This window comes from Kitasatospora sp. NPDC029312 (assembly GCF_055569215.1).
Genome location: NZ_JBVHXY010000006.1, coordinates 54,743 through 81,721 on the forward strand (window position 1 = coordinate 54,743; position 26,979 = coordinate 81,721).

The following is a 26,979-nucleotide window of genomic DNA, read 5'->3' on the forward strand; positions in this document are numbered from 1 at the left end:
CCGTGCAGTCCTTCCAAGCCCTTGTGCGCCTGGTACCTGATCACCGCTCCGCCTGATCACGGCTCCGCCAGCCCACCGCACGCCCGTCAGCGAAAGAAGACGTGAGCCCGCAGCCATGAACCGTCCGCCCGCCAGCCCACCGCCCACTCCCCTGCCGGGTGCCGGACCCGACGCGACCCACTACGGCCTGCCCGGACTCGCGGCCTCGGCCGGCGTGGACCTCGCCGCCCTGCCGTACACCGCCCGGATCCTGCTGGAGAACACCGCCCACCTGGCCGCCACCGGGCAGGCCGACCCGGCGCTGGTCGCCGCGGTCGCCCGGTGGGGCGCCGACGGGAGCCCGACCGGCGACCTGCCGTTCCGGCCCGCACGCGTGGTCCTCCAGGACTTCTCCGGCGTGCCGGTGGTGCTCGACCTCGCGGCGCTGCGCACCGCGGCGGCCCGGCGCGGCCTGCCCGCCGACCGGGTCAGCCCCGTGATGCCGGCGCACCTCGTCGTGGACCACACCGTCCGGGTGGACGCGGCCGGCACCCGCGACGCGCTGCGCGTCAACACGGACCTGGAGTACGCCCGCAACGGCGAGCGCTACTCGGTGCTGCGCTGGGCCGAGCAGGCGTTCCCCGAACTGCGGGTCGTGCCGCCGGGGAAGGGCATCATCCACCAGATCAACCTGGAGCGGCTCTCCGAGGTCGTCCGGATCACCCCCGGGCCCGAGGGCCGCCCGCTGGCCCGGCCGGACACCGTGCTCGGCACCGACTCCCACACCCCGATGGTGGGCGGCGTCGGCGTGTTCGGCTGGGGCGTCGGCGGCATCGAGGCGACCTCCGTCCTGCTCGGCGAGCCGGTCCTGATGGCCCCGCCCCGGGTCGTCGGCGTCCGGCTGACCGGCCGTCCGCGCCCCGGGACCAGCGCCACCGACCTGGTCCTGACCGTCACCCAACTGCTGCGCGCTCACGGCGTGGTGGGCGCCATCGTCGAGTTCACCGGCGAGGGCGTGGCCGGCCTGTCCGTCCCGGACCGCGCCACCGTGGCCAACATGGCACCCGACTACGGCGCCACCACCGCGTTCTTCCCGGTGGACGAGGAGACGCTGCGCTTCCTGCGGGCCACCGGGCGCAGCGCGGAGCAGGTCGCGCTGGTGGAGCGGTACTGCCGCGCCCAGCGGCTGTTCCACACCGCGGCCGACGCGGCGGCCGTGCGGTACGCCGAGGAGCTGGTGATCGACCTCTCCGCCGCCGAACCCTGCGTGGCCGGACCGAGCCGGCCCGACCAGCGGCTGCCACTGGCCGCCGTCCCGGAGAGCCTGCGCGGCGTCGGCCGGCCCACCGACCGGGCGCGGACCGCCGACCGGGCGCGGACCACGGCCCCGGAGCGGGGCGAACCGCGGCCCGCCGACGGCGCCGTGGTGATCGCAGCCCTGACCAGCTGCACCAACACCTCCCACCCCGGCTCGATGCTCACCGCGGGCCTGATCGCCAAGCGCGCCGTGGAACTGGGCCTGACGGTGCCCTCCTGGGTCAAGACCAGCCTCGCGCCCGGAAGCCGTACCGTCCCGACCTACCTCGACCGCGCCGGGGTGCTCGAACCGCTGGAGCGGCTCGGCTTCGGCGTGGTCGCCTTCGGCTGCACCACCTGCCACGGGATGAGCGGCCCGCTCAGCGCCCGGGCCGTGCGCGCCGTCACCGAGGAGGGCGTCACGGGCGTCGCCGTGCTGAGCGGCAACCGGAACTTCGAGGGCCGCATCCACCCCCAGGTCCGGGCCGCCTACCTGGCCTCGCCGGGGCTGGTGGTCGCTTACGCGCTGGCCGGCACGGTCGACCGCGACCTGACCCGGGAGCCGGTCGCCGTGGCACCGGACGGCCGCGAGGTGTACCTGGCCGACCTCTGGCCGGAGCCGGCGGAGGTCGCCGAGGTCGTGCGGGCGGCCTCGGGCCCCGAGCTCTTCGAGTCCGTGTACGCGGACCTCTTCCAGGGGGACGTCCGCTGGCAGGCCCTGGAGGCCCCCACCGGCGAGCTCTACGACTGGCCCCAGGACTCCGGCTACATCCTCGAACCGCCGTACATCGACCCTCAGGGCGCCGGCCTCCCGGCGGACGAAGTGGTCGGCGCCCGGGTGCTCGCCGTGCTCGGCGACAGCGTCTCGACCGACCACATCTCCCCGGTCGGCGCCATCGCGCCCGACGGCGAGGCGGGCCGCTACCTGGCCGAACGAGGCGTCCCCGAGGCAGAGTTCAACAGCTTCGGCGCCCGCCGGGGCAACCACCACGTGATGCTGCGGGGCACCTTCGGCAGTCCCCGGCTGCGCAACGCCATGGCGGACGGCCGCGAAGGCCCCTGGACCACCCACCACCCCACCGGGGAAGCGGTGTCGATCCACGAGGCGGCCGAGCGGTACCGCGCCGCCGGCACCCCGACGGTGGTCGTCGCGGGGCGGGAGTACGGCTGCGGCAGCGCCCGCGACTGGGCCGCCAAGGGCACCGCCCTGCTCGGCGTCCGGGCCGTGCTGGCGGAGGGCTTCGAGCGGATCCACCGGAGCAACCTCGTCGGCATGGGCGTGCTGCCCCTGCGCTTCCCCGAGGGCGGCAGCCGCGAGGCCTACGGCATCGACGGCTCCGAGGAGGTGGACCTCGGCCCGCTCGCCGCCCTCCGCCCGCACGGCCCGGTCACCGTCCGGCTGCGCCACCGGGACGGCTCGGTGACGGTCTTCGAGGCGATCGCCGCGGTGGAGACGGCCCGCGAGGTGGAGTACCTGCGGGTGGGCGGCGTCCTGCCGTTCATCATGAACCGCCTGGTCCGCGAATCGGCGCCCGAATCGGCATCGGCGCCCGCGCCGGCGTCCGTGTCCGCATCGGCGTCCGCGTCCGCGTCGTGACCGCGACCCGCCGGGCGGGCCCGCGCCCCGATGCCGCGACGCCCCGCCGGGCGTCGCGGCACCACGGGCGGGCGCGGCGCTCAGCCGCCCGCGTTCGGCCCGTCCTCCCCCGCCGGGATGATCGTGACCGCACCGGCGAACCACGAGGTCAGGGCACCGATGCGCCGTTCCACCTCCGGCACGTCCGCGCCCGAGACCACGGCCACCCCGGCCCGGACGTACGATGCCGCGGTCGCGTCCGGCACCACCGTTCCCGGCGCCGCACCGACCTCCGCGTACTCCACTCCCGGGCGGCCCAGCACCTCCTCGACGGAGGGCACCGTCCGGATCACCCCGGAGCGGGCCGGCAGGTTCACCCCGCCGAAGACGGCACCGACCGTGTGCTCGGGCTCGCCCGAGACGGCGGAGGGCCGGCCGAGCGCCGCGCGCGCCCACTCGTCGTGCAGGTTCACCCCGAAGGCACGCTCGACCACCTCGTCCGTCCTACCGCCGCCGACGCGTGCCCCGCATTCGCCGAACACGATCCCCCCGTCTTCCGCGTGCTGGAAGACCTCCAGGTGGAAGACCCCGTCGTGGTGGTCGAGCGCCTTCAGCGCCCGCTCCGCCGTGTCCCGGATCTCCGCGTAGAGGCCGGGGTGGTCGGACGGGGGCAGGACGACGTGGGCCACGATCCCGCCGCGGTGCACCTCGATGAGGTTCTGCACGTAGCGGGACACCGACAGCAGGCGGATCCGCCCGGCGCGCACCAGCCCGTCCACCTGGAATTCGGTGCCGGGGATGAATTCCTCGAGCAGCCACGGCCCGCTGCCGCCCCGGCACGCCTTCTCGACGGCCGTCCGGAGAATTTCGCGGTCGGTTATCAGGAACGTGTCCCGGGCGCCGCCGCCGGCCAGCGGCTTGAGCACCTGCGGGAATTCCGGCGCCGCGGTCTCAAGTTCGTCGAGATCCTCCACCAGGGCGCACCTCGCGGCCCGCACGTCGGCCCGCCGGACGGCCTGCTTCTGTACGAACTTGTCCCGCATGCCGAGGACCCGCCCGATCGAAGGGGCGCCGGCACCGCCCAGGTCGGAGAGGGCCGCCGCGTTCTCGAGGCAGAACTCCAGACCGCTGCAGACCGCTGCGAAGTCCCCGACGGCGAGGCCGTTCCGGGCCAGCCCGGCGAGGACTCCGGTGGTGCTGGTCGGATCGGCGACCAGCAGCGGCACGGTGCCCGCCGCACGGGCCGCGGCGGCGTCGCCGGGCGTCACGGCGCAGGTGACCGGCACCCGCGCCCGGATCAGCGCCGCCACCGCGCGGCTCATCCAGCCGACGTGGAGAACAGGAGGGGAAAGTGACATGTGGACGGCTCCGAAAAACTCAGCACAACTACCCCGTAAGCGCGCGCCGGAAATCCCGGAACCGCTCGCGAAGCAGGATCGTAGCGACCCCGATATTCAGTGTCCAGATATTTGTCAGCCACCCCGCCGGCCTACCGCGGGACGATTTCCGAGCGAACGGGAGGAATAGGAGGACATGGAAGTCCGAAGAAAACCCGCGAGGATTCTCCAGGCGCTGCTGCCGTGGTCCCGGACGGTCCGCGTCCTGGCCCTGAGCACGCTGGCCAGGAGCATCGGCCAGGGCGTCGTGGTGACCGTCTCTGTCCTCTACTTCACGCGTTCCGTCGACCTCCCGGCCGCCCGGGTCGGCTTCGGGCTGACGGTCGCCGCGGTGGCGGGCATGGCGGCCAGCATCCCCGCCGGCCGCCTCGCGGACGTGATCGGCGCCCGAACGGCCTCCACCTGGTACGTCGTACTCCAGGGGGTGGCGCTCTGGAGCTACCCGCTGGTCGGCGGCTTCACCGGCTTCCTGCTCGCGACCGGACTGGTCGCCGTGGCGGAGTCCGGGTCCACGGCCGCCCGCGGGGCCCTGGTGGCCGGCATCGTCTCCGGCCCCGGCCGGGTGCGCACCCGCGCCTACCTGCGGTCGGTGACCAACGTGGGCTTCTCCATCGGCACGCTGGCCGGCGGCGCCGCCCTGGGCAGCGGCACACCGGCCGCCTACACCGCCGAACTCCTCGGCGCCGGCGCCGCGTTCGTGGCCGCCGGCCTGATCCTGCGCCGCCTCCCCTCCCCGCCTACGGCCGCCGCGACGGTGACAGGCTCCCGCTGGCCGGTGCTGCGCGACCGTCCGTACGCCCTGATCGGCCTGCTCAACGCCGTCCTGATCACCAACACCGGCATCCTCAACGTGGCGCTTCCGATCTGGATCGCGGAGCGTACCGAGGCCCCGGTCTCGGCGTTCGCCGCCCTGCTCCTCGTCAACACGGTGCTGGTGGTGGTCTTCCAGATCCCCGTCAGCCGGGGCGCCGAGGACGTCCCGGGCGGCGCCCGGGCCATGCGGCGTTCCGGGCTCTGGCTCGCCGCCTGCTGCGTGGTCTTCACGCTCGCTTCCGGGCGCTCCCCCGTGCTCGCCGTGGTCGTCCTCGCCCTCGGCGTGGTGGCGCACACCGTCGGCGAACTCCTCTACAGCGCGGGCTCCTGGGCGCTGTCGTACGAGCTCGCACCGGAGCACGCCCACGGCCAGTACCAGGGCCTCTTCGGCCTGACCTCGCAGCTCGGGACGGCGATCACCCCCGCCGTGACCACGTTTATGATTATCAGTCACGGTTGGCTCGGCTGGGCGGTCCTGGCCGCCCTGCTCGCCGCCGCCGGCCTCGCCACCCCCGCGGCGGCCCGCTGGGCGCAACGCACCCGGCAGGTGGAGGAGTCGGCGCCCGAACCCGAACCCGTCTGAGCCGACCCGCACCCGTTCCACCGTCACACCTCTCAGGGAGAGAACCATGACCCGTGAGTTCAACCCGGACTTCGGACGGACCGCCCAGGACTACAGCCGCCACCGGGCCGGCTTCCCGCCCGAGCTGGTCACCCGGCTGAAGCCCTACGGCATCGGACTGCCCGGCCAGGCGATCCTCGACCTCGGCACCGGCACCGGCAGCCTGGCCCGGCTGTTCGCCCTCGCCGGAGCCGAGGTCACCGGCCTCGACCCCGCCGCGCCGCTCCTGGAGCAGGCCGAGCAACTCGACCGGGCGGCCGGCGTCGAGATCGAGTACCACGTCGGCAGCGCCGAGTCGACCGGTCTGCCGGCCGGCACCTTCGACGTCGTCTCGGCGGGCCAGTGCTGGCACTGGTTCGACGCCCCCAGGGCGACCGCCGAGATCCGCCGCCTGCTGCGCCCCGGCGGCCTGGTCACCATCGCGCACTTCGACTGGCTGCCCCTGCCCGGCAACGTCGTGGCCGCCACCGAGGACCTCATCACCGCCTTCAACCCGGCCTGGACGATGGGCGGCGGCACCGGCCTCTACCCGCGCTGGCTGACCGACCTGGCCTCGGCCGGCTTCACCGGCATCGAGACCTTCTCCTTCGACCTGGACGTCCCGTACACGCCCGAGGACTGGATCGGCCGGATCCGGGCCAGCGCCGGCGTCGGGGCCAGCCTCACGCCGGAGAAGGTCGCGGAGTTCACCGAGCGGCTCACCGAGATCCTGCGCGACTCCTTCCCCGGCGAGGTGCTCCGGATCCCGCACCGGACCTGGGCCGTCTGCGCCAGGGCGGACCGCGAGACCGACGCGTGAGCGGCTCGCGGACCGGCCGGCCCGCCGCCCGCCCGTTACTGAGCGGCAGGCTCCGGGGCACCGGCACGTCGATCTTCGCGGAGATGTCCGCCCTGGCCGCCGCCACCGGCGCGATCAACCTCGGCCAGGGCTTCCCCGACACCGACGGCCCGGCCTCGATCGCCGAGGCGGCGGTCCGGGCGATCCGCGACGGGCGGGGCAACCAGTACCCGCCCGGCCGGGGCGTCCCGGAACTGCGGCAGGCGGTCGCCGACCACCAGAAGCGCTTCTACGGGCTCTCCCACGACCCGGACACCGAAGTCCTGATCACCGCCGGCGCGACCGAGGCCCTCGCGGCCACCCTGCTCGCCCTGCTGGAACCCGGCGACGAAGTGCTCACCCTGGAGCCCTTCTACGACTCCTACGCCGCGTGCATCGCCATGGCCGGAGCCGTCCGCGTCCCGCTGACGCTCCGCGCACCGGCCTTCCGCCCGGACCTCACGGCCCTGCGCGCCGCCGTCACCCCGCGGACCCGGCTGCTGCTGCTGAACTCCCCGCACAACCCGACCGGCATGGTGCTCGACCGGGAGGAACTCACCGCCATCGCCGAACTGGCCGTCGAACGCGACCTCCTGGTCGTCACCGACGAGGTCTACGAGCACCTCGCCCTGGACACTGAACACCTGCCCCTCGCCTCGTTCCCCGGCATGCGCGAGCGGACCGTCTCGATCTCCTCGGCCGGCAAGACCTTCTCCTTCACCGGCTGGAAGATCGGCTGGGTCACCGCGACGCCGGAGCTCGTCACCGCCGTCCTGACCGCCAAGCAGTACCTCACCTTCGTCAGCGGCGGCCCCCTCCAGTACGCGGTCGCCGAAGCGCTCGCCCTCCCCGACGACTACTACACGACGCTCCGGGAGGACCACCGCCGCAGACGCGACCTGCTCTGCGACGGCCTCACCGCCGCCGGCTTCGACGTCTTCCGCCCCGAGGGCACCTACTTCGTCACCACCGACGCCGCCCCCCTCGGCGCCACCGACGGCCTGACCTTCTGCCGCGAACTCGCCCACCGCCACGGCGTCGTGGGCATCCCGAACCAGGCCTTCCACGACCACCCCACCGCCGGCCGCACCCAGGTCCGGTTCGCCTTCTGCAAGCAGACCCCCGTCCTCGAACAGGCCGTAGCCCGCCTGGCCCGCCTACGGGCCTCGCCCCCGGCCGACCCGAGGCAAGTGAACGGTGAGCCACGCCTCGCTGACTGACGACGACCGGTACGCCGCCACCGTCAACGGCGGCTGGCGGTAGCCCCGCACGACCCTGACACCGCTCTCTCCCCGAATTCAGCCGAACTCAGCCGGGCTCCGCGACGCCAACGTCGCGGAGCCCGGTCGCTGTTGAAGGCCCCGGCCGGCATCCGGATGCAGATCGTCGCACTCCCTACCCGCAGAGGACCGCGGCGTGCGGGAACCCGCGACGCGCCGCGCAGGCCTTCCACCGCGCCCCGTTCCGCGGGTTGCCGATGCGGTGGCATCCGGCCGCCGGCCCGCATCACCGGCGGCGATCGGCCCGCCGGGCGGCGCTTCCCGCGACCGGGGCGAGGGAACGGCCACAGCTCCGGGCCGAAGAGTGTCGGGCGCCCCGACGATCATTCGTTCCCGCCTTCCCCGGTTGCGAAGTCGCCAATCACCGCCGGCCGGTATTTCCCGGCGGCCGCGCGGCCCCGTGCACGGAGAGCGAGATCGTCCCGTGATCTAGCCCCGCTCGTGCGGCGCAAAACCGCCCTTGGGCCGAAAGTAAGAATCAGGTTACGTTCTCTTCAGTCCGGAACGCGGCCACTCAAGTCACCGCGGCGGGCTCGGTCGACCGCTTGCGGCCGCGGTCGACCAGGGGATTGATCCCACCTCCGGCCGTCGCACAGCGGCCCGGAAGCCATCCGGCTGCGCCACTTCCGCCTGAGCACGAACATCCACCGATCCCCACCAGCGGAGGACCACGAATGGCTGCTTTCCCCGGCCGGCCACCGGCCTCGTGCCCGTACCGGCACGAGGCCACGCCGCGCCGTGCCACCGCCGCCTCCACGGCCGGCGGCCTCACCACTGCGCAGGTCGCCCGAGTGACCGCCCTGATTCCGGGCGCCCCGGGCTCCGCCTCATCGGGCGGCCGGCCACGGTTCCGGATCACCGGGCACCCCCGGCCGGGAACCCGAAAACCGAAACCGGCCCGACCACCGGGATTCCGCGGAGTTCGCACGCTGTCGAGCGCTCCGCCCCTCGGCTTCGGGTCACTCGTCCCGACGCTCGCCGCCGGTCGGAGACGCTCCGATTCCTCATACGGAGAATCGGTTCTTCGCCGCCCGGCTTTGCGCGGGAACATCCGCCGCGTCGCCGTACAACGCCGGCCGAGGCCGCTTCACTCATCGGTCATTCGCGTCTGTCGCCATCGGGGGTCAATCGTGTCACTCGTCAACAACCATCCGTCGGTCCTGGTCGTCGAGGGCAACGTCCTGCTCCGCACCGGGCTCCAGGCCCTGTTGTCCGCCGAGAGCGGCCTCGCCCTCCACGCCGCCGTGGGCGACGTGGACGAGGCGCTGGACGTCCTGGCGGGCCGGCAGGTGGACGTCGTGGTGTACGGGGCGGGTGAGTCGGAGTCGGTGGCCGATTCCGAGCCGGCGCTCGGCCGGCTGCTCGACCGGGGTGCCCGGGTGGTCGTGCTGAGCCGGCAGCAGCACCCGGGCGAGATGGAGATGTACCTCAACTCCGGGGTGAGCGCCTACCTGGCCGAGGACACCGCCGGCGACTGCCTGGGCACGGTGATCCGGGGTCTGACCGCCGACCGGGAGCGGGAACGGGTGTACATCATGGCCTCGCGCTCCGGCATCGGCTGGATGGTCGGCCAACGCGGCGGTCTGCTCTCCGGCCGGGAGCGCGAGGTCATGGGGCTGGTCGCGAAGGGGCTGAGCAACTCCGCCATCGCCCGGCGGCTCTGCATCGCGCCCGGGACCGTCAAGCGCCATCTCCGGAACGTCTTCGTCAAGCTCAACGCGGTCTCCCGGATCGACGCCGTCAACAAGGCCCGGGCCGCCGCGATGCTGGTGCCCATGGGGCGGGCCTGACCACAAGAAGCCGACCACGCACCGGGGCGTGCTGACCGACCCTGGCGTACTGACCCCGCACCCGGCCGTACCGACCCCGCCCGGGCCTGACTAGGCCGACCGGGCCCGCATGCCCTGCTCCACCGCCCGCGCGGCAGCCGCGCGGAACTGCTGCCGCGCGGGCGCCGTGCCGCTGAGCAGGTCGTTGTGCAGGTCCCGCAGTGGGTGCGACGGGGCGATCCCGAGGTCCTCGTCGAGCCTGCGGTAGAGCGTGCGGTAGACGTTCAGTGCCTCGCTGCGGCGACCGGCGGCGTCCAGGGCGAGCATGAGCTGTTCGTGATACCACTCGTTGAGCGGCTGGTGCAGCGTCAGCAGCCGGAGCTCGGGGATGAGTTCCCGGTAGCGGCCGAGCTGTTGGTCGGCCAGGATGCGGTGCTCCAGGGCGCGCAGGCGCAATTCCTCCAGGACGGCGACGTGGCCGGCCAGCACGCTGCCCACCGGGATGTCCGCCAGCGCGGCGCCCCGCCACAGGGCGAGTGCCTGCCGCAGCCGCTCCGAGGCGGCCTCGGGGTGGCCGTCGGCCAGCAGGCGGTCCCCTTCGCCGTGCAGCCGCTCGAACTCCTGGGCGTCGAGCTCCTCCTCGCCCAGCAGCAGTACGTAGCCGGGGGCCTTGGTGAGGATGACGTCGCGGCCTTGTGGACGGCAGAGTTTGCGCAGTTGGTAGATGTAGGTCTGCGCGGTGGTGACCACCGTCCGCGGCGGGCTGCCTCCCCAGATCTCCTCGATGATGACGCCGAGGTCGACGATCCGGTTCGCGTTCATCAGCAGGATCGCCAGCGTCCAGCGGACCTTCAGCGCGCTCGGGGTGCACGGAACTCCCCCGTCGAGGACTTCCAGCGGGCCCAGTACGTTGAACTTCACAATGCCTCCGATGTCGCCCGGACATTTCCTCGGTCCCAGGTGTATCCGTAGTTCCGGCACGACTCAAGGGGAATCCGCACAAGGTGGCAGGAGCGCATTTCGAAGGTGGCACCGGTGAATTTCCAAAGTGGTCCGCCGAACTTCCCCGAAGGGGACACCCCCCGCCGATCGACCCCCGCCGATCGGCTGGCCGTTCGTCAAGTTCTGTTACACTGCCGCTGGTTGGACCATCAGATCGACTCCACCGGCAGACTCGCAAGGAGAAGGACGTGCCCCGAAAGTTCCGTGTCGCTCCGGTTATCCGCACAAAGACCGAAGAACTAGGGGAAGCACGTCTTGACAAGCGTGAACATCGGAATCCTGGCGCATGTCGACGCCGGTAAGACCAGCCTGACCGAGCGGCTGCTGCACACCGCCGGCGTCATCGACCACGTGGGCAGCGTCGACCGCGGTGACACCCAGACCGACTCGCACGAACTCGAACGCCAGCGCGGCATCACCATCCGGTCCGCGGTGGTGTCCTTCACCGTCGGCGACGTGAAGGTCAACCTCATCGACACTCCCGGCCACCCGGACTTCATCTCCGAGGTGGAGCGGGCCCTCGGCGTGCTCGACGGCGTGGTCCTGGTCATCTCGGCCGTGGAGGGGGTGCAGGCGCAGACTCGGCTGCTGATGCGCACGCTGGTCACGATGCGCATGCCGGTGATCCTCTTCGTCAACAAGATCGACCGCGCGGGCGCCCGGTACGACGACCTGCTGGACGAGATCCGGTCCGAACTCTCCCCCGCCGTCGTGCCGCTGACCCGAGTCGAAGGGCTCGGTACGCCCGCGGCACGCGCGATCCCCCGGACCATCGGGCCGGACGACCCGGAGTTCGCCGCCGAGCTGGCCGACGTGCTGGCCGAACACGGCGACGACTTCCTGGCCCGCTACCTCGACGACGAGGCGGCCCTGACCGCGCGGGACTACACCGAGGAACTGGCCCGGCAGGCCCGTCTGGCGCAGCTCTACCCGGTGCTCTTCGGCTCGGCCGTGGCCGATGCCGGCATCGGCGCGCTGGTGGACGGGATCACCAGCCTGTTTCCGGTCAATCACGCGGTCGCTCACGGCGGCGCCGGCGACACGCTCCACGGCACGGTGTTCAAGATCGAACGCGGCTGGGCGGGCGAGAAGGTCGCCTTCGTACGGCTGCGGACGGGTACGCTCGGGCCGCGGTCGAAGGTGTCCGTCTTCCGGCGCGACCAGCACGGCGCCGTGCTCGAACTGCCCGGCCGGACCACCGTGGTCGAGGTGTTCGACCGGGGCTCGGCGGTGGTGGAGGCGCAGGCCCGGGCGGGTGACATCGCCAAGGTCTGGGGGCTCAAGGGCATCCGGATCGGCGACCGGATCGGCTCCGCCGAGGGGCTGGACCAGGAACACCTGTTCGCGCCGCCGAGTCTGGAGACCGTGATCCGGCCGGCCCGGCCCGGCGCGATGCCCGAACTGTACGACGCCCTGCTCGAGTTGGCCGACCAGGACCCGTTCATCAACGTCCGCAAGGACGACCAGGAGCAGGAGATCTCGGTCTCGCTCTACGGCGAGGTGCAGAAGGAGGTCATCGCGGCGACCCTCGCCAACGACTACAAGCTGGACGTGGTGTTCGAGGGCACCCGCATCATCTGCGTCGAGCGCCCGATCGGGGTGGGCGAGTCGGTGGAGGAGATCGACTACCGGAGCAAGACCTTCTTCTGGGCCACGATCGGGCTGCGGGTCGAGCCCGGGGAGCCGGGCTCGGGGGTGGTGTTCCGCCGGTCGGTGGAGCTCGGCTCGCTGCCGCACGCCTTCCACAAGGCCGTCGAGGAGGCCGTCCGCGCGACCCTGCAGCAGGGGCTGCACGGCTGGGAGGTGCTGGACATCCTGGTGACGCTGACCCACTCCGGGTTCGCGAGCCCGGTCAGTGCGGCGGGCGACTTCCGCAAGCTCACTCCGCTGGTGCTGATGAACGCGCTCAAGCAGGCGGGCACGCAGGTCTTCGAGCCGGTCAACCGGTTCGAGGTCGAGGTCCCGGCCGAGAACGCCAGCGCCGTCCTGCTGAACCTGGTGGAGTGCGGCGCGACCCCGGAGGCGACCCGAGGGCAGGGCGGCAGTTGCCTGGTGGAGGGAGTCATCCCGGCGCGTACGGTGCAGGAGTTCGAGCAGCGGCTGCCGGGGCTGAGCCAGGGCGAGGGTGTGCTGGTGACCCGGTTCCACGGCTACCAGCCCGCCGTCGGGCCGGTGCCGAGCCGCCGGCGGACCGACCTCAACCCGGTGGACCGCAAGGAGTACATGCTCCGGGCGTTCGGCCGGATCTGACCGGTCGGCAGAGCCGTTCGGACCGGTCGGAGCGGCAGGAACCCGAGGTCCCGGTCACCGCGGACGGTGACCGGGACCTCGGGTGTTCTCCCGGCCTCCGTCCGGTACGGTGCCGGGGTTCCATCGGCGCCGGGGTTCCGGGGGACGCCCCGGCGGGCTCACTCGAGAAGGGCCACCGCGCGCGTCCAACCCGCCCCGGCTCCGGCGATCTTGACGGGGAAGGCCTGCACCGTGAATCCGGTCGGCGCGGGGAGCGCGCCCAGATTGCCCAGCCGCTCGATCTGGCAGTACTCCCGCTGCCGCCCGGCGAAGTGGGCGGGCCACAGGACCGAACGGTCCCCCGTGCGCCGGAACTCGTCGAGCATGTGGGTGAACGGGGCGTCGAGGCCGAAGGCGTCCGTCCCGATGAGCCGCACCCCGAGGTCGAGCAGCAGGTTCGTCGCCGCACCGTCGAGACCGGCGAACCGGGTGAAGTACTCCGGTGTCCCGGCGAGCCGGTCGGCGCCGGTGTGCAGCAGCACGATCTCCCCGGGGCGCGGGCAGTGGCCGATGTCGCCGAAGGCCCGCCGCAGCCGGTCCGCGCCGATGGTCCCGACCCCGGTGTCGGTCAGGTCGAGGACGACTCCCGGTCCGATGAACCATTCCAGCGGCAACTCGTCGATGTGGCGCGGCACGCCGTACGCGGCTTTGCTGCCGTAGTGCGACGGTGCGTCGACGTGGGTGCCGGTGTGGGTGGTCAGGGTCAGGGTGTCCAGCGAGAGCAGTTCGCCCTCCGGCAGGTCCGCGATGTCGAAGGCGATGCCGTGGTTGCGGAGCATGCCCTCGGCCATGTGGCGTGCGCCGTCGGCCGGTGTCAGCACCTCGTGCCGGATGCCGTCCACCTCCCAGGCGGCGGCGTCGATCGTGGAGGAGAGGTCAATGAGACGCATGCGAGGCCCCTTCCGGCAGCAGGGCGCAGGCCCGGAGGACGTCGAGGTAGCGCTCCGGCCCGCGATCCCGCGCGGCGAGGTGTCCGTCCGGCCTGATCAGCAGGAACTCGCCGTAGTCCAGGCCGAGTTCGCGGCGCAGCGAGCCGTCCGGGTCGGGCAGGTCGCCCGGCCGGCCCGGGTCGCCCACCGTACGGACGGAGACGGCCGCGCCGTGCAGCCGCGCCGCCCGGGCGAGTGCTTCCCGGTGTCCGGTGTGCCCGTCGGCGGCCGGGGTGGCGAGCAGGGTCCAGCGCGGGTCGGCGAGTTCGGCGCGGAGCGCGGACCAGCCGGGGTGCCCGGCCGCGGTCCGCGCGTCACAGGCCACCCGGTCGCCGGGGGCGGTGCGGCGGGCCGGTCCGGGGTCCGGCCGGGTGAGCGGGCTGTCGGGGTAGGCGAGGGCGAGTCCGCAGAAGCCGCGGATCATCCGGCCCTCGACCTTGCGCCTCAGCGGGGGTATCCGGCGCAGCGCGGCGGTGCCCACGGTGAGCAGGGCCGGGGCGAGGACGGTGCGCAGCGAGACCAGCGCGGTGGCGGTCCGGGTGGAGCGGAGCAGCACGGCTCCGGTCGGGACCCGTTCGGCGTCGTAGCTGTCGAGGAGCTGGGGCCCGGCGTGGCCGCGGATCACGTCGGCGAGTTTCCAGGCGAGGTTGTAGGCGTCCTGGATGCCGCTGTTCATGCCCTGTCCGGAGGCCGGGCTGTGGACGTGTGCGGCGTCTCCGGCCAGGAAGCAGCGGCCCTCGCGCATCCGGGTGATCTGGCGCTGCTGGACGGTGAAGACCGAGAGCCAGCTGGGGGTGCCGACCTCGACCGGGCGGCCGAGCGCCCGGCCGATCTTGCCGGCCAGGCGGCGCCGGATCAGCTCCGGGTCGTCGGCGCCGTCGGTGTCGACCGTGTCGACCACGCGCCACTTGCCGGGTTCGGGGAAGGGGACGAGCAGCAGGGTGCCGGGGTCGGTGTGGAGCAGGTGGTTGCTGTCCGGCGGCAGGTCGGTGTCGAGGGTGACGTCGGCGTTGAGCCAGACCTGCGTGGAGTCGCCGATCAGGCGCATGCCGAGCCGGCGGCGCACGGTGCTGCGGCCGCCGTCCGCGCCGAGCAGCCAGGGCACCCGGGTCTCCTCGGTGCGCCCGTCGGGGTGCCGGAGGGTGACGAGTACGCTCTCGGCCTCGGGGCGCAGGGCGGTCAGTTCGACGCCCCACTCGACCTGGACGCCGAGTTCGGCGGTGCGCTCGCGCAGCACCCGCTCGGTGACCACCTGGTCCACCATCAGGCTGAACGGGTAGCGGGTGGGCAGGGAGCGGTAGTTGGTGTCGAAGCGGATCATGGTCCGGCCGCGTCGGTGCATGGTGAAGTGGGTGACCCGCCGGCCCAGGGGCAGCAGCCGGTCGATGACGCCCATCTGGTCGAGCACCTCCAGCGTCCGGGCGTGCACCGCCAGGGCCCGACTGCTGGCGGCGGGGCCGGGGGCGGCGTCGACCAGCCGGACCGGTACGCCGCGCCGGGCGAGTTCGTGGGCCGCGGTGAGGCCGACCGGTCCGGCGCCGGCGATCAGGACGACCGGGGCGGGATCAGCCACGGCGTTCCTCGGCGAACCGCTTGGCGAGCCCGAGGGTCGCGCGGCTGTTGCCGCCGGCCGCCTCGCGGATGAACCGGCGGGCGGTGGCGGTGGTGGCGTCCGGGCCGAGGACGGCGGGGATCGCCTCCGGGTTGAGGACGACGGCGTGCCAGGAGGTGGCCCGGACGCCGTGCTCGGTCGGCTCGACGGTCCAGCGGCCGGTGTGTGCGGCCATCATGGAGGGGGTGCGCAGCTGCTTGTAGGCGATGCCGGCGCCCGGGAAGCAGATCCGGACCGACTCGGTGGTGTGTTCGGAGCCGTCGGCGGTGCGGGTGTCCATCGCCATGTGCTGGATGCCGCCGGCCTCCTCGCGCAGGTCGAGCCGCGCGACGTGGGGCAGTCGGGCGGGCCAGGCGGCGGCGTCCCGGAGGAAGTCGTAGACCGTCTCCGGGTCGGCGTCGACCAGCACCGAGTCCTCGAACTCGAATTCCAGGTCGGCGAGTCGGGACCAGCTCTCGGCGAGGGACTTGATGTTTCCGAGTTCACTGCGGCTGTTGCGGTCGGTCGCCTCGGTGATCCACCGCAGACCCTGCGGGTCGTCGTCGAGCGCGGTGAACTCGTGGGTGAGGGTGAGGGTGGCGCCGCCGGGGCGCTCGACGACGTGCCACTCCCCCGCCATCGAGGCGACGGGGGGCGAGGAGACCTCCTGGCGGAACCGGATCCGGCGGGAGTCGGCGTCGAGGTCACGGCGGGAGGTCCACTGCTTGACCTCGCCGTTGGCCTGGGCCCAGATCCGCAGGCGTTCGACGCCGGGCGCGAGGTCCGCGCGTTCCACGTGGAGGGTGGGCGCGAAGCGCCGCGGCCAGGCCAGGGCGTCGGCGATGACGGTGTAGACGACGTCCGCGGGCGCGTCGACGTCGATGTCGTGCGTGGTGTGCTGGGTGGAGGCCATGCGTCGGACCAGCCTTTCCGGCTACAGGTCGGGTGGGGTGCGGTTCAGTAGATGCCGAGGCCGCCGCAGACGTTGATCGCCTGCGCGGTGACGGAGGCGGCAGCGGGCGTGGTCAGGTAGTCGACCATGCCGGCGACCTCCTCGGCCGTGGAGTAGCGGCCGAGCGGGATCTTCTGCTCGAACCGGGCGAGCACGTCCTCCTCGGTGGTGTCCCAGGTGGCGGCGTACGCCTGGCGGACCCGGACGGCCATCGGGGTCTCGACGTAGCCCGGGCAGACCGCGTTGACCGTGGTGCCGGTGGCGGCGAGCTCCTTGGCGAGGGCCTTGGTGAAGCCGATGACACCGGCCTTCGAGGCCGAGTACGGGGCCCCGAGCGGAACGCCCTGCTTGCCGCCGGTGGAGGCCACGGTGATGATCCGCCCGTGGCCGGCCGCCTCCATGCCGCCGGTGGTGAGCACCTCGCGGGTGACCCGGAAGACGCTGGTCAGGTTGGTCTCGATCACGTCCTGCCAGAGTTCGTCGGTGATCGTGGACGTGACGCCGCCGCCGTTGCGTCCGGCGTTGTTGACGAGCACGCCGATCGGGCCGTAGCGGTCCACCGCGGCCCGGACCGCCTTCGCGACGTCCGCCGCGGAGCGGACGTCGGCCGCGACGCCGTCCACCTCCAGGCCCTCGCCGCGCAGCCGGGCGACCGTCTGGCCGACGGTCTGCGCGGTGCGGGCGCAGATGAAGACCCGCAGCCCGCGCCGGGCCAGCCGTTCGGTGCTGGCCAGTCCGATTCCGCTGGTCGCCCCGGTCACCAGGGCGACGTCGCCGGTCGTCACCGTGCTCATCGCATGGACCTCCTGCTCGCTGGTCCCGGGCCCGCTCCGGACCCGGGGATCTGGCCCGACCCTGCCCGGCCGGCTTCGACTGCGGTTCGAGCGGGTCGGCCCGCCATCCGCTCCAACGGGATTCGAAACGGGGGTGGGAGCGTCGGCGCTACCCCAACCCCGACGCCCAGAGGAGGCCCGGAGCATGACCGGATCGCTCTACGAGGAGGTCCAGCACTTCTACGGCCGGCAGATGCGCCATCTGGACGAGGGCGCGGTCACCGAGTGGGCCGCGACCTTCACCGAGGACGGCGTGTTCGCCGCCAACGCCCGTCCGCACCCGCAGCAGGGGCGGACCGCGATCGAGCAGGGCGCCCGGGAGGCCGCCGCGCGCCTGGAGGCCGCCGGAGTCCGGCACCGGCACTGGCTCGGAATGCTGGAGGTCGCGGAGCAGCCGGACGGCACGGTGCTGGCCCGGACGTACGCCCTGATCATCGCCACGCCCGAGGGCGGGCCGGCCACGGTGCACCTGAGCACCACCTGCGAGGACCGCCTGGTGCGGGTGGCCGGGGAACTGAAGGTCCGGCACCGCCAGGTGTACCGGGACGACCTGCCCGCCTGAGAGGAGGCCACCGTGGAGCTCCCACGGGACAGTACGACCTTCGGTGCGCCCCTGGACGGCGTGACGGAGCTGATCGGCGGCCCCCGGATCGACGACCTGCTCCGGCGCGCGGCCGGCCGGGCGCCGCGTCACCCCGCCCTGGTCGCCGACGGCGTGGTGCTCGACCACGCCGCCTTGGAAGCCCGGGTGACCGACTGCGCCGAGGCGCTGCGCGGCGCCTTCGGCGGCCCCGGCACGGTGATCGCGATCGCCGCCGAGCTGACCGTCGAGTTCGCGGTCACGTTCCTGGCCATCTCCCGGTCCGGGAACACCAGCGCCATGTTCAACCCGCTCGTCCCGGACGACACCCTGGTCCACGTCCTCAACGCCTGCGGCGCCCGGGCGGCCGTGCTGTCGCCCCGGGCACACGGGCGGATCGCGGCGCTGCGCCCCCGCCTGCCACTGCTGCGGCAGCTCGTGGTGACCGCGGACGCCGGCGACGGCACGCCCGTCCTGGAAACCCTGCCGCGGGCCGCCGTCCCGGCCGGCGAGGTGGTGGAGACCGCCTGTCTGCAGTTCACCAGCGGCACCACCGGCGCACCGAAGACGGTGCGGCTGAGCCACCGCAACCTGCTGGTGAACGCCGCCCAGTCGGCGCACGCCCACCGGCTGACACCGGACTCCGTCTCGCTCAACAACCTGCCCTCGTTCCACCTGATGCACCTGGACACCGCGCTCGCCGTCGGCGCGACCCACGTGCTCTGTCCGGAGGAGGACCGGGAGGCGCTGGTGCGGCTGGCCCGTACCTGGCGCGCCTCGCACCTGTACAGCCTCCCGGTGCGGCTGTCCCGGCTCGCCGAGGACGAGCGCCTGCCCGGCTTCCGGATCCCGTCGCTGCGGGCGGTGCTGTCCGGGGGCTCGGCGCTGCCGCCCCGGACGACGGTGGCCCTGTCGGAGCACTTCGGTGTCCCGGTGGTCCAGGGCTACGGCCTCGCCGAGACCTCCCCCTCGACCCACTTCGACCTGCCGGAGGGGCCGACCGTCGGCTCCAGCGGGCCGCCGGTGGCCGGGACGGCCTGCCGGATCGTGGACGTGCGCACCGGCGCGGTGCTGCCGGTGGGCGAACGCGGCGAGATCCAGGTCAGAGGGCCGCAGCTGATGCTGGGCTACCTGGGCGACGGGCCCGCCGACGCCGTCGACCGGGACGGCTGGTTCCGCACCGGTGACGTCGGCCGGATCGACGAGGCGGGCCGGCTGTTCGTCGTCGACCGGATCAAGGACGTCTTCAAGTGCGACAACTGGCTGGTGTCGCCGACCGAGATCGAGCGGGTGCTGATGCGGCACCCGGCCGTCGCCGACTGCGTGGTCTTCGACCACCCCGACGAACTGAGCGGCGCCGTCGCCGTCGGACTCGTCGTGCCGCGTGGCACCGGGGTCGATCCGGCCGCCCTGGCCGAGTTCGCCAACGCCCGGCTCCCCTACTACGAGCACCTGCGGCAGCTCCGGCTGGTGGACAGCATCCCGCGCTCCGCCACCGGCAAGGTCCAGCGGCGCGAGCTGCGCGACCGGCTGTTCGGCCCGCGCTGACCCGCGCTGACCCGCGCTCACCCGCACTGACCGTGCTGACCCGTGCTGACCCGTGCTGACCCGTGCTGACCCGTGCTGACCCGTGCTGACCCGTGCTGACCGCAGCACTGATCCCACCCGCACCACACCACTACCGGAGGACGACCGTGTTCACCTTCATCAACCGATTCACCGTCACCGGGGACCTCGCGGAGTTCGAGGCCCTCGTCGGGGAGATCACCGAATTCATGAGCAACCAGCCCGGCTTCCGTTCCCACCGGCTGTACCGGTCGGCGGCGAACGACCGCGTGTACGTCGAGACCGCGGAGTGGAACGACGCGGCCTCGCACAAGGCGGCGACCAGCGCCCCGGAGTTCCGCTCGCGGGTCGGCAAGGTGATGGGCCTGGCCCAGGCCGAGCCCGCCCCGTTCGACCTGATCACGCGGCACGGCGCCTGAGCTCGGCGCCCGAGAGGAGCGGACCATGACGACGACCGGCGACATCATCCCGCAGCCGGTGATCCGGCTGCGCGAGCTCGCGCTGAGCGCGGCCGGCGCGGCCGCCGTGCGAGCGGCGGCCCGGCTGGGCCTGGCCGACGCACTCGGCGACGAGCCCGCCGACGCGGCCGAGCTGGCCCGGGCCGTGAACGCGGACCCGGACACCCTGCGGCGGCTGCTGCGCGCGCTGACCTGCTACGGCGTGTTCGTCGAGCAGCCGGACGGCCGGTACGCGCACACCGACGCCTCCCGGCTGCTGCGCGAGGACACCCCGCGCAGCCTCAAGGACATGGTGCTCTGGGGCACCGAACCGTGGACCTGGGACCTGTGGGGGCACCTCGACGAGGCGGTGCGCACCGGCAAGGCGGTCTTCCCCGAGCTGCACGGCATGGACTTCTTCGACCACCTGCACGAGCACGCCCCGGAGTCGGCGGCGGTCTTCGACCGGGCGATGACCCAGTCCAGCCGGCTCTCCGCGCTCGCGCTGGCCGACCGGCTGGACCTGAGCGGGGCCCGCACCGTGGTGGACATCGCCGGCGGCCAGGGCCACGTCCTGGCCACGCTGCTGGAGCGTCACCCCGACCTGTGCGGCACCCTGCTGGACCTGCCCGAGGTGGTCACCGGGGCCGACCCGCGCCTGCGACCGGGCGGCGCGCTCGCCGAGCGCGCGACCCTGCTGGCCGGCGACTGCCGACGGGAGATCCCGGTCGCGGCCGATGTCTACCTGCTGAAGAACATCCTCGAGTGGGACGACGAGAGCACCGTGCGGACCCTGCGCAATGTGGTGCGGGCGGCCGCGCCGGGCAGCCGGGTGATCGTGGTCGAGAACCTCGTGGACGGCAGTCCGGAGCTGCGGTTCACCACCGCGATGGACCTGTTGCTGCTGCTCAACGTCGGCGGCCGCAAGCACACCAGGGCCGGGCTGGTCTCGCTGGTCGAGGCGGCCGGCCTGACCGGGGCCGAGGTCCGTCCGGTCAACTCCTACCTGCACCTGGTGGAGGCCGTGGTGCCGGAGCGGACCGACTGACCGGGCCGCACCAGGAGCAGCAAGACGCAACGGCCGCTGCCCTCCGACGAGTTCGGGGGCAGCGGCCGTTCGCCGTACCCACTGGAACAGCACGGCGCCCGGACAGTACGTCGCCGAGGACAGCACGACGCCCCGCCGGCACCCGGCCGACGGGGCGACGGTCTGCCGTCAGCAGCCCGCGGCGAACCGCTTCACCGCCTGCTCGACCCGCTCGTCGGTCTCGGTGACGGCCACCCGGACGTGCCGCGCACCGGCCGCGCCGTAGAACTCCCCGGGCGCCACCAAGATGCCGAGGTCGGCCAGCGCGCCGACGGTCGCCCAGCACGGTTCGTCCCTGGTGGCCCAGAGGAAGAGCGCGCCGGCCGAGTGGTCGATCCGGAAGCCGTTGTCCACCAGGGCCTGCCGCAGCACCGCGCGCCGCCGTGCGTAGTGCTCGCGCTGGTGCGCCAGGTGGGAGTCGTCGTCGAGCGCGGCCACCATCGCGGCCTGCACGGGGGCGGGGACCATGTGGCCGGCGTGCTTGCGCACCTCCAGCAGCGTCGCGATGACGTCCGGGTCCCCCGCGGCGAATCCCGCCCGGTAGCCGGCCAGGTTGGAGCGCTTGGACAGCGAGTGCACGGCCAGCACGCCTCGGTGGCCGCCACCGCTGACCTCGGGGTGCAGCACCGACCGGGTCTCGCCCTCCCAGACGTGGTCCAGGTAGCACTCGTCGTTGACCACCAGGGTGCCGCGCTCCCGCGCCCAGGCGACGATCGCGCGCAGTTCGGCGGTGCCCAGCACCCGACCCTCCGGGTTGGACGGGGAGTTCAGCCAGAGCAGCCGGGGCGCGGGCCCCTCGTAGGTCAGCGGAGAGTCCGTCCGGACCAGCTTGGCGCCGGCCAGTCGGGCGCTCACCTCGTAGGTGGGGAAGGCGAGTTCGGGGACGAGGACGACGTCGCCCGGGCCCAGTCCCAGCATGGTGGGCAGCCAGGCGATCAGCTCCTTGGTGCCGACCGCCGGGATCACGGCGTCCGGTTCGACGGTCACCCCCTCACGGCGCAGCAGCCAGGCCGCGGCGGCGGCCCGGAGCGCGGGCGTGCCCTCGGTGGACGGGTAGCCGGGCGCGTCGGCGGCGGCGGAGAGGGCCGCGCGGACGGCGGGCGGGGTCGGATCGACCGGGTCGCCGAGCGCCAGGTTGACCAGCCCGTCAGGGTGCGCGGCCGCACGCTTGCGGTAGGGGAACAGGACGTCCCAGGGGAACTTCGGCAGCCGCTCGATCACGCCCGCACCCCGTTCCCGACGGTGCGGGCCAGCGGCGGCGCCTGGCAGTCGGAGTCGATGCCCCAGGAGACGATCCGCTCCGGGGTGATCCGGATCAGCTCGTCGTCGACGTGCGGCAGGATCTCCTTCCCGCCGCTGGGCAGCGCCAGCGCGGTGCCCCGGATCTCGATCCCCCGGACGATCCAGCGCTGCGCGTCCAGCACGTCGTCCACCACCAGCGAGACCCTCGGGTGCGACCGGACGTGGCGGTACTTGAGGCTGCGGGCCATGCCGCGGCCGGTCACGTCGACGGTGCCGAGTTCGGCGTTGTAGTGGAAACCCAGCGGAACGACGTGCGGCTGCCCGCGGCCGTCCACGGTGGCCAGACGGGCGAGCGGCTGCGAGGCCAGATAGGCGGCCTCGTTCGCGGTGAATGGCATGACTGTCCTCTTCGTCCGGTCGGGTCAGGGCCCTGCCGACGCTAGGCACCCCGCTTCGAGCCGCCTTGGTGCCCGCCGCGCGGGCGGCGATCGCCGCTGGACTCCGACTCGAATCCGGGCTGACAGCGTGAGCCCGTCGTACCGGACCGAGACCGGAGGTCGTGTTGGACTGCGATGTGGTGGTGGCGGGAGCGGGGCCGACCGGCCTGATGCTCGCCTGTGAACTGGCGCTGGGCGGAGCCCGGACCCTGGTGGTCGAGCGTCGCGCGGAGCCGGAGGAGCACTCCAAGGCCATGGGCATGCAGGGCCGCACCGTGGAACTGCTCGAACTGCGCGGGCTGCTCGACCGTTTCAAGGAGGGCGCCGGCGTGCTCCAGGGGGGCAACTTCGCCAGCCTGGGCGTGCCGATGCGGTTCGAGGAGTTCGACACCCGCCACCCGTACGTGCTGCTGGTGCCCCAGCTGCGCACCGAGGAACTGCTCGCCGAACGGGCCCGCGAGCTGGGCGTCCGGATCGTGCGCGGCGCGGCCGTCACCGGCTTCAGCGAGGACGAGGACGGGGTGACCGTCGAGACCGGGACCGGCCCGCTGCGGGCCCGCTACCTGGTCGGCTGCGACGGCGGCGCCAGCACCGTCCGCAAGCAGGCGGGGATCGCGTTCCCGGGCCAGGACCCGCACATGTACGCGCTCATCGGGGACATGCGCTTCAGCGGCCCCCTGCCGCGCGGCGAGGGCCTGGGGCCGATGCGCCCGGTGGGCCTGGTCAACCCCGAACGGCGGTCCTGGTTCGGCGCCTTCCAGCACCAGCCGGGCGTCTACCGGGCGACGGTCGCCTGGTTCGGCGAGCCGTTCCCCGACCGCCACGCGCCGGTCACCGCGGAGGAGATGCGCGCCGCGCTGATCGAGCACACCGGCAGCGACCACGGGATGCACGACGTCACCTGGCTGTCCCGGCTCACCGACGTCTCCCGGCTGGCCGGGGCCTACCGGCGCGGCCGGGTGCTGCTGGCCGGCGACGCGGCGCACATCCACCTGCCGGCCGGCGGCCAGGGGCTCAACCTCGGCATCCAGGACGCGGTCAACCTCGGCTGGAAGCTCGCGGCGGTGGTCCGCGGCTGGGGCACCGAGGAACTGCTCGACAGCTACCAGAGCGAACGCCGCCCGGTCGCCGACGGCGTGGTGCGCAACACCCGCACCCAGGCCGTGCTGATCGACCCGGACCCCCGGTACGACGCGCTGCGCCAGACCTTCCGCGACCTGATGGCCCTGCCGGACACCAACCGCCACATCGCGGGCATGCTCTCCGGCTTCGACGTCACCTACCGGACGGGCGACCACCCGCTCGTCGGCCGGCGGATGCCGGACAGCGAACTGCTCACCGCCGAGGGGCCGCGGCGGATCAGCGACTGCTTCGCCCGGGGCCACGGCCTGCTGCTGCTCCCCGAACCGGCACCGGCCGGCTCACCGCTGGCCGCCTGGGCGGACCGGGTGGACTCCCTGACCGCCAAGACGGCCGGGCCGGATCCGGCCACCGCCTACCTGATCCGCCCGGACGGCTACGTGGCCTGGGCCGGCGACCCCGCCCGCCACGGCGAACTCCGCCACGCGGCGACCACCTGGTTCGGCGCGGCGACCTGACCGCGCCGCGCCACACCGGCCGCACCGCGTCACACCGCGCCGCACCGCGTCACACCGCCCGCACTGCACCGCACCACACCGACTCACCGGGAAAGGAAGACCCACGATGACACCCACCGCCGACAGCGCCGCCGCCCGAGCGCGCCGGATCGTCGGGCTCAACACCGCCTACTTCCAGGCGAAGGCCCTGCAGAGCGCGGTCGAGCTGGGCCTCTTCGAGCTGCTCGCCGACCGGCCCGCCGACATCGAGCGGATTCGCGCCGAACTGGGCGTCCAGCACCGGCTGTTCAAGGACTTCCTGGACGCACTGACCGGCCTCGGCCTGCTGGACGAGCAGGACGGGCGGTACCGGACCGCAGCGCTCGCCCGGGAGTTCCTGCTCCCGGGCGCCCCCACCTACCTTGGCGGGACGGCCCGCCAGCACGCCCGGCTGCACTACCACGCCTGGGCGCAGCTCACCGACGCGCTGCGCGACGGCAAGGCCAAGTCGGCCGTCGCCGCACAGGGCCAGCTGGCCTATCCCAAGCAGTACGAGGACCCCGACCGCGCCCGGCAGATCATGCTGCACATGGACGCCCACAACGGCTTCACCGCCGACGAGTTGGCGCGCGAGATCGACTGGAGCCGGTACACCTCCTTCGTGGACGTCGGCGGCGGGCGCGGCAACGTCGCCGCCCGGATCGCCGCCGCCCACCCGCACCTGCGCGGCGCGGTCTTCGACCTGCCGGCGCTGCGCCCCCTCTTCGACGAGCTGCTGGCCGAGACCGGCACGGCCGACCGGGTCTCCTTCCACGGCGGCGACTTCTTCGCCACCGACCTGCCGGAGGCGGACGTGGTGATCTTCGGCCACGTCCTGCCGGACTGGCCGGTCGCCGACCGCAAGGAGCTGCTGCGCCGCGCCCACAAGGCGGTGCGCCCGGGCGGGCTGGTGGTCCTGTACGACGCCATGATCGACCCGGACGAGCGCGATCCGGAGGTCCTCCTCCAGCGGATCAACCACACCATGATCCGGGACGAGGCCGGGGCCTACTCACTGCGGGAAGCCGGCGAGTACCTGGTGGAGGCCGGCTTCACGGTCGACCGGATCGTCGCCTCCGACACCATCACCCGGGACCACTTCGCCATCGGTCTCAAGTCCGCCTGACCGGAAGGGAGTTCGACATGACCGCGCACCAGCCCGGCACGATCCGACAGGCCGAACAGGAGGGCCTGCCGTACGACGTCGTCGTCATCGGCACCGGCCTGTCGGGCACCATGCTCGGCTCGATCCTCGCCAAGCACGGCTTCCGGGTCATGCTGCTCGACGGCTCCCACCACCCCCGGTTCGCCGTCGGCGAGTCGACCATCGGGCAGACGCTGGTGGTCCTGCGGCTGATCTCGGACCGGTACGGCGTGCCGGAGATCGCCAACCTGGCGAGCTTCCAGGACGTGCTGGCCAACGTCAGCAGCGCGCACGGGCAGAAGAGCAACTTCGGCTTCATGTTCCACCGTGACGGCGAGGAGCCGGATCCGGAGCAGACCAGCCAGTTCCGCATCCCCGCGATCGTCGGCAACGCGGCCCACTTCTTCCGCCAGGACACCGACGCCTACATGTTCCACACCGCCGTGCGCTACGGCTGCGACGCGCGGCAGTACTACCGGGTGGAGCGGATCGACTTCGACGACGCCGGAGTCACCGTCGCCGGCGCCGACGGCAGCACGATCCGGGCCCGCTACCTGGTCGACGCCAGTGGCTTCCGCTCGCCGCTGGCACGGCAGTTGGAGCTGCGGGAGGAGCCCAGCCGGCTCAAACACCACGCCCGCTCGATCTTCACCCACATGGTCGGGGTGGACGCGATCGACGACCACGTGGACACGCCGGCCGAGCTGCGCCCGCCGGTGCCGTGGAACGACGGGACGATGCACCACATCTTCGAGCGCGGCTGGATGTGGGTCATCCCCTTCAACAATCACCCGGGGGCCACCAACCCGCTGTGCAGCGTGGGCATCCAGCTCGATCCGCGGACGTACCCGGCCCGGCCGGAGCTCACGGCCGAGGAGGAGTTCCGGTCCCACGTGGACCGGTTCCCGGCCGTGCAACGGCAGTTGAAGGGTGCCCGCAGCGTGCGCGAGTGGGTCCGGACGGACCGGATGCAGTACTCGTCGACCCGGACGGTCGGCGAACGCTGGTGCCTGATGTCGCACGCGGCCGGCTTCATCGACCCGCTGTTCTCCCGCGGGCTGTCCAACACCTGCGAGATCATCAACGCGCTGTCCTGGCGGCTGATGGCGGCGCTGCGCGAGGACGACTTCACGGTGGAGCGGTTCGGCTACGTGGAGCGGTTGGAGCAGGGCCTGCTGGACTGGAACGACAAGCTGGTCAACAATTCGTTCATCTCCTTCTCGCACTACCCGCTGTGGAACTCGGTGTTCCGGATCTGGGCCTCGGCCAGCGTGATCGGCGGCAAGCGCATCCTCAACGCGCTGACCAAGACCAAGGAGACCGGCGACGACGCCTACTGCCAGGCGCTGGACGACAACCCGTACCCCGGGCTGTGGTGCCCGCTGGACTTCTACAAGGAGGCCTTCGACGAGCTCACCGAGCTCTGCGAGGCGGTCGACGCGGGGCGGATGACGGCCGAAGCGGCCGCGGCGGTGCTGGAGCAGCGGGTCCGCGAGTCGGACTGGATGCTGCCCGCGCTGGGCTTCAACGACCCGGACACCCACCACATCAACCCGACGGCCGACAAGATGGTCCGGATCGCCGAGTGGGCCACCGGCCACCACCGCCCGGAGATCCGCGAACTGCTGGCCGCCAGTGCCGAGGAGGTCAGGGCGGCGATGCGGGTCAAGCCGTAGCGGCGGACGGCGGCGAGGGCCGCGTCCGGGGAACTGGTCCCCGGACGCG

21 protein-coding genes are annotated in these 26,979 nt (G+C 73.1%); 13 read left to right on the plus strand and 8 right to left on the minus strand.

The annotated features are described in order from the left end of the window. Positions 1-115: 115 nt before the first annotated feature. Entirely contained in the window at positions 116-2,872 is a 2,757-nt protein-coding gene (gene acnA, locus ACZ4WV_RS07490) for an aconitate hydratase AcnA (protein WP_465743800.1), read from the plus strand. An 80-nt stretch (positions 2,873-2,952) separates the two neighbouring features. On the opposite strand, the gene ACZ4WV_RS07495 is transcribed toward acnA, so the two are convergent. Next, a complete protein-coding gene (locus tag ACZ4WV_RS07495) occupies positions 2,953-4,209 on the minus strand; it encodes an ATP-grasp domain-containing protein (RefSeq protein ID WP_465743802.1) in 1,257 nt (418 codons plus the stop codon). A 175-nt stretch (positions 4,210-4,384) separates the two neighbouring features. Here ACZ4WV_RS07495 and ACZ4WV_RS07500 point away from each other — a divergent pair, with 175 nt between their 5' ends. From ACZ4WV_RS07500 to ACZ4WV_RS07515, 4 genes are all read left to right on the plus strand, one after another. After that, on the plus strand, positions 4,385-5,644 hold the full coding sequence (locus ACZ4WV_RS07500) for an MFS transporter (RefSeq protein WP_465743804.1): 1,260 nt from the start codon (positions 4,385-4,387) through the stop codon (positions 5,642-5,644). A gap of 46 nt (positions 5,645-5,690) precedes the next feature. Continuing rightward, positions 5,691-6,482, plus strand: a complete 792-nt coding sequence (locus tag ACZ4WV_RS07505) for a class I SAM-dependent methyltransferase (RefSeq protein WP_465743806.1) — start codon at positions 5,691-5,693, stop codon at positions 6,480-6,482. Beyond that, positions 6,479-7,720, plus strand: coding sequence for a pyridoxal phosphate-dependent aminotransferase (locus ACZ4WV_RS07510; protein WP_465743808.1), 1,242 nt, complete (start codon positions 6,479-6,481; stop codon positions 7,718-7,720). The genes ACZ4WV_RS07505 and ACZ4WV_RS07510 overlap by 4 nt, the downstream gene beginning before the upstream one ends. Before the next feature lie 1,190 nt (positions 7,721-8,910). Then, on the plus strand, positions 8,911-9,570 hold the full coding sequence (locus ACZ4WV_RS07515) for a response regulator transcription factor (protein ID WP_465743810.1): 660 nt from the start codon (positions 8,911-8,913) through the stop codon (positions 9,568-9,570). Positions 9,571-9,660: 90 nt separating this feature from the next. On the opposite strand, the gene ACZ4WV_RS07520 is transcribed toward ACZ4WV_RS07515, so the two are convergent. Then, entirely contained in the window at positions 9,661-10,470 is an 810-nt protein-coding gene (locus ACZ4WV_RS07520; RefSeq protein ID WP_465743812.1) for an AfsR/SARP family transcriptional regulator, read from the minus strand. A gap of 336 nt (positions 10,471-10,806) precedes the next feature. On the opposite strand from ACZ4WV_RS07520, the gene ACZ4WV_RS07525 reads away from it, so the two are divergent. Beyond that, positions 10,807-12,801 carry a GTP-binding protein gene (locus ACZ4WV_RS07525; RefSeq protein ID WP_465743814.1) on the plus strand — a complete coding sequence of 665 codons (1,995 nt, stop codon included), beginning with the start codon at positions 10,807-10,809 and terminating at the stop codon, positions 12,799-12,801. A 158-nt stretch (positions 12,802-12,959) separates the two neighbouring features. Here the strand turns inward: ACZ4WV_RS07525 and ACZ4WV_RS07530 are convergent, their stop codons facing one another. From ACZ4WV_RS07530 to ACZ4WV_RS07545, 4 genes are read right to left on the minus strand one after another with little or no spacing between them, the layout of a single operon-like run. Then, positions 12,960-13,730 (minus strand): cyclase family protein, encoded by a 771-nt coding sequence (locus ACZ4WV_RS07530; protein ID WP_465743816.1) that lies wholly within the window; start codon positions 13,728-13,730, stop codon positions 12,960-12,962. Next, entirely contained in the window at positions 13,717-15,342 is a 1,626-nt protein-coding gene (locus ACZ4WV_RS07535) for an FAD-dependent oxidoreductase (RefSeq protein WP_465743818.1), read from the minus strand. The genes ACZ4WV_RS07530 and ACZ4WV_RS07535 overlap by 14 nt, the downstream gene beginning before the upstream one ends. Beyond that, positions 15,335-16,273, minus strand: a complete 939-nt coding sequence (locus ACZ4WV_RS07540; RefSeq protein WP_465743820.1) for an aromatase/cyclase — start codon at positions 16,271-16,273, stop codon at positions 15,335-15,337. The genes ACZ4WV_RS07535 and ACZ4WV_RS07540 overlap by 8 nt, the downstream gene beginning before the upstream one ends. 44 nt (positions 16,274-16,317) lie before the next feature. Then, positions 16,318-17,106: an SDR family NAD(P)-dependent oxidoreductase gene (locus ACZ4WV_RS07545; RefSeq protein ID WP_465743822.1), complete on the minus strand. Its 789-nt coding sequence runs from the start codon at positions 17,104-17,106 to the stop codon at positions 16,318-16,320. A 184-nt stretch (positions 17,107-17,290) separates the two neighbouring features. On the opposite strand from ACZ4WV_RS07545, the gene ACZ4WV_RS07550 reads away from it, so the two are divergent. The 4 genes from ACZ4WV_RS07550 to ACZ4WV_RS07565 all read left to right on the plus strand — a co-directional run bounded on the left by ACZ4WV_RS07550 (position 17,291) and on the right by ACZ4WV_RS07565 (position 20,776). Then, positions 17,291-17,707, plus strand: coding sequence for a nuclear transport factor 2 family protein (locus ACZ4WV_RS07550; protein ID WP_465743824.1), 417 nt, complete (start codon positions 17,291-17,293; stop codon positions 17,705-17,707). A 12-nt stretch (positions 17,708-17,719) separates the two neighbouring features. Further along, positions 17,720-19,273: a class I adenylate-forming enzyme family protein gene (locus ACZ4WV_RS07555; protein WP_465743825.1), complete on the plus strand. Its 1,554-nt coding sequence runs from the start codon at positions 17,720-17,722 to the stop codon at positions 19,271-19,273. 146 nt (positions 19,274-19,419) lie between these two features. Beyond that, on the plus strand, positions 19,420-19,710 hold the full coding sequence (locus tag ACZ4WV_RS07560; protein ID WP_465743826.1) for an antibiotic biosynthesis monooxygenase family protein: 291 nt from the start codon (positions 19,420-19,422) through the stop codon (positions 19,708-19,710). A 25-nt stretch (positions 19,711-19,735) separates the two neighbouring features. Next, complete coding sequence (locus ACZ4WV_RS07565; RefSeq protein WP_465743828.1) at positions 19,736-20,776, plus strand: methyltransferase; 1,041 nt, start codon at positions 19,736-19,738, stop codon at positions 20,774-20,776. Between the two features lie 168 nt (positions 20,777-20,944). Here the strand turns inward: ACZ4WV_RS07565 and dapC are convergent, their stop codons facing one another. Together dapC and ACZ4WV_RS07575 are read right to left on the minus strand one after the other, a co-directional pair. Continuing rightward, positions 20,945-22,036, minus strand: coding sequence for a succinyldiaminopimelate transaminase (dapC, locus tag ACZ4WV_RS07570; RefSeq protein ID WP_465743830.1), 1,092 nt, complete (start codon positions 22,034-22,036; stop codon positions 20,945-20,947). Beyond that, positions 22,033-22,455: a PPOX class F420-dependent oxidoreductase gene (locus ACZ4WV_RS07575; RefSeq protein ID WP_465743832.1), complete on the minus strand. Its 423-nt coding sequence runs from the start codon at positions 22,453-22,455 to the stop codon at positions 22,033-22,035. Before ACZ4WV_RS07575 ends, dapC begins: the two co-directional genes overlap by 4 nt. Positions 22,456-22,616: 161 nt before the next feature. On the opposite strand from ACZ4WV_RS07575, the gene ACZ4WV_RS07580 reads away from it, so the two are divergent. The 3 genes from ACZ4WV_RS07580 (at position 22,617) to ACZ4WV_RS07590 (ending at position 26,930) form a co-directional block, all read left to right on the plus strand. Beyond that, positions 22,617-24,092 (plus strand): FAD-dependent monooxygenase, encoded by a 1,476-nt coding sequence (locus ACZ4WV_RS07580; RefSeq protein WP_465743834.1) that lies wholly within the window; start codon positions 22,617-22,619, stop codon positions 24,090-24,092. Positions 24,093-24,198: 106 nt separating this feature from the next. After that, positions 24,199-25,236, plus strand: a complete 1,038-nt coding sequence (locus ACZ4WV_RS07585; protein WP_465743836.1) for a methyltransferase — start codon at positions 24,199-24,201, stop codon at positions 25,234-25,236. A 17-nt stretch (positions 25,237-25,253) separates the two neighbouring features. After that, positions 25,254-26,930, plus strand: a complete 1,677-nt coding sequence (locus ACZ4WV_RS07590) for an NAD(P)/FAD-dependent oxidoreductase (protein ID WP_465743838.1) — start codon at positions 25,254-25,256, stop codon at positions 26,928-26,930. Positions 26,931-26,979: the final 49 nt, after the last annotated feature.

Bases quoted from the DNA above. Each gene is read 5' to 3' on its own strand.
- acnA (WP_465743800.1), top strand. From the start codon at position 116: ATGAACCGTCCGCCCGCCAGCCCACCGCCCACTCCCCTGCCGGGTGCC.
- ACZ4WV_RS07495 (WP_465743802.1), bottom strand. From the start codon at position 4,209: ATGTCACTTTCCCCTCCTGTTCTCCACGTCGGCTGGATGAGCCGCGCG.
- ACZ4WV_RS07500 (WP_465743804.1), top strand. From the start codon at position 4,385: ATGGAAGTCCGAAGAAAACCCGCGAGGATTCTCCAGGCGCTGCTGCCG.
- ACZ4WV_RS07505 (WP_465743806.1), top strand. From the start codon at position 5,691: ATGACCCGTGAGTTCAACCCGGACTTCGGACGGACCGCCCAGGACTAC.
- ACZ4WV_RS07530 (WP_465743816.1), bottom strand. From the start codon at position 13,730: ATGCGTCTCATTGACCTCTCCTCCACGATCGACGCCGCCGCCTGGGAG.
- ACZ4WV_RS07540 (WP_465743820.1), bottom strand. From the start codon at position 16,273: ATGGCCTCCACCCAGCACACCACGCACGACATCGACGTCGACGCGCCC.
- ACZ4WV_RS07545 (WP_465743822.1), bottom strand. From the start codon at position 17,106: ATGAGCACGGTGACGACCGGCGACGTCGCCCTGGTGACCGGGGCGACC.
- ACZ4WV_RS07550 (WP_465743824.1), top strand. From the start codon at position 17,291: ATGACCGGATCGCTCTACGAGGAGGTCCAGCACTTCTACGGCCGGCAG.
- ACZ4WV_RS07565 (WP_465743828.1), top strand. From the start codon at position 19,736: ATGACGACGACCGGCGACATCATCCCGCAGCCGGTGATCCGGCTGCGC.
- ACZ4WV_RS07575 (WP_465743832.1), bottom strand. From the start codon at position 22,455: ATGCCATTCACCGCGAACGAGGCCGCCTATCTGGCCTCGCAGCCGCTC.
- ACZ4WV_RS07585 (WP_465743836.1), top strand. From the start codon at position 24,199: ATGACACCCACCGCCGACAGCGCCGCCGCCCGAGCGCGCCGGATCGTC.
- ACZ4WV_RS07590 (WP_465743838.1), top strand. From the start codon at position 25,254: ATGACCGCGCACCAGCCCGGCACGATCCGACAGGCCGAACAGGAGGGC.